The organism is Streptomyces jumonjinensis (assembly GCF_009600885.1).
GTDB lineage: Bacteria > Actinomycetota > Actinomycetes > Streptomycetales > Streptomycetaceae > Streptomyces > Streptomyces jumonjinensis.
The window spans coordinates 37896-40271 of sequence record NZ_VCLA01000202.1 but is presented as its reverse complement, the minus strand read 5'-3'; the positions used below and the strand labels follow the sequence as shown (position 1 = coordinate 40271).

Annotated in this window: 1 protein-coding gene; it reads right to left on the bottom strand. The window is 68.4% G+C overall.

What is annotated here, in order from left to right; translation table 11 throughout:
- A partial coding sequence (locus tag FF041_RS36790; protein WP_153527076.1) for a DEAD/DEAH box helicase occupies positions 1-2376 on the bottom strand: 2376 nt, incomplete at both ends.

Here is a 2376-nt window from a genome sequence, read left to right as displayed (position 1 = left end):
TGGCGAGCGCCCTCAACAACTCCGCGATGACCGACTGGAGGTCGTCCGCGCCGAGTGAGCCGAATCGGTGGCGATCGAGCCGCCGCAGATATTTGCCGAACTTCCCCCGGGCGGAGAGAAAGAGCCCGGAGCGTTCCGCGCCGCGTACGGACGGCTGTGGATAGGCGACGCCCGCCCTCGGGCTGTCGCTCCTGGTCAGCACCCACGGCTCGATGAGCCGTTCCTCACTGGCGCGCTGGATTCTGTCGAAATCGTCCCGGAAGTACTGGACGTCGATGGCGAGCGCGCGCCGCATCTCGTCGAGCAGTGCCTTCATGATGTCGGCCCGCAGACCGGGGTCGGCGGTCCGGAGCGCGGGGTGGGCGGTGTCCCAGCGCCGCTCGTTCTGGGCGATCCAGCCGAGGTCGTTGTACCGGATCTCCAGAAGTCCGGTCTGCTCCAGATTCGGCATGGTGATGCGCCAGCCGCGCTCCAGGTCCAGATAGAGACGGAAGGCGACGACGTCGCGGAGTGTCTTGGCGGCGTTGCTCCGCATCCGGGGCGGCAGATCGGCCTGGCCGGTGTAGTCGGCCGCGTCGAGACCGAGCGAGGCCGCGACGCGCGAGGCCAGATCCTCGTGGGAGATGCCTTCGTCGCCTGCTGCCACCGCGGCCCGGTAGAGGGCTCCGCGGAGCTGGGTGATCTGTACGAAGTCGTTGAAGTGACCCGCTTGGAGGGAGGCGTCCTGACGGTTGTCGACGAAGGTCAGCAGTTTGCGCGCCTCCTTGTGGAGGGCTTCCTCGGGTATCTCCTTGAGGGAGCGCAGGATGGACGCCGATATCAGCGAGGTCGCCGAGGAGCGGCCTTCCTGGCCGAGGGTGGCGAGCTTGGCGAAGTCGTTGCTCCGGGTCTGCTCATAGCTGACGCCGCAGTGCGGGCAGAACAGGAAGGGCGAGGGAATGAACGCGGCCCGCAGTTCGCCCCGGCCCTCCATGCCATAGGGGTCGACGGTGACGACCTGCGGCAGACGGTCGCGGTAGGACTGTTTGACGACCTCCCGTCCGGTGTCGTCGGACTCCAGCCAGGAGTCGGGCAGCCGGTGCTCGGCGATGGCCTGCTCGGGGGTGGCGGGCCAGGATCGCTCCGGGTCGATGTAGAGATAGCCGTCGCCCGCACGGCCGCCCCCGGCGGCGGTGTCGCGGCGCGGCTCGTAACGCGACGCGCCCTCGTGCTCCGTTCGCCATACGGTGAGAAACTCCTGGCCGCACTCCCGGCAGAAAGCGAGCGGTATCAGGATCTTGCCCCCGGAACCGGGCTGTTCGCGCTGGTAGTCACGGGTCTGGTGACGGGTGGCCTTGTCTTCCAGCGTGACGAAAACCGTATCGCCTTTTGAGACGAACTGATGCAGCCGGAAGGCGAACAGCTGCCGGGTCGTCTCCGGATGACGGGCCCGCGATCCGGCCTCCAGGGTCATCCGGATCGCTTTGACGCACTGTTCGGCGGGCACACCGCTCTGCGCGGCCAGTTCCCTGGCCGCGTCCTCGATCCTGGCCGGCTGACGGCGGACGAGGCGGCCGTCGTCCGTGTCGAGTCCGAAGTGGGACTCGATCCACCGGGCGAGCGGGTCATGGACCAGATCGGCGTAGTCGCCGGGTGCGTCGCCGGACGACAGCCGTTCGGCGGGGACCTGATCGGGGGCTTCCCCGGTGGCGCGGACCAGGGTCTCGCCGATGACATGCTCGGGGCGTACGGGGACGCCGAAGAGCTTGGTGGCGACATCGGCGACCACCCGCTTCTGGTCCTCGACGGTGCCCTCGGTCGACATGGTGGCCGAGGTGCCGATGCACTGGACGCCCTCGGCACGGCACGCCTCGCGGACCCGGCGGATGAGCAGAGCCACATCGGCGCCCTGTCGGCCACGGTAGGTGTGCAGCTCGTCGAAGACCGGGAACTCCAGGCCGAGGGCCATCGCGATGAGGGAGCGGCGGTCGTCCGGCCGCGTGAGCATCAGCTCCAGCATCACATAGTTGGTCAGCAGGATGTCCGGAGGGTTGTCGCGGATGCGCTTGCGGTCGCTGGCGTTCTCCTGGCCGGTGTAGCGGGCGAAGGTGACGGGCTCCCGGCCTTCTCCGTATCCGTCGCGGAGGTACTTCCCCAGCTCATTGACCTGGCTGTTGGCGAGGGCGTTCATCGGGTAGACGATGATCGCGCGCACCCTCTTGCGGGCGCCGGGGCCCTCGGACTCGCGTGCTCGGAGCACCCGGTCGACGATCGGCACGATGTAGGAGAGGGATTTGCCGGACCCTGTGCCGGTGGTGAGGACGTAGGAATGACGGGCCTGGGCGATGCCGATCGCGTCCCGCTGGTGCTGATAGAGCGTCAGCGGACGGCCGTCAT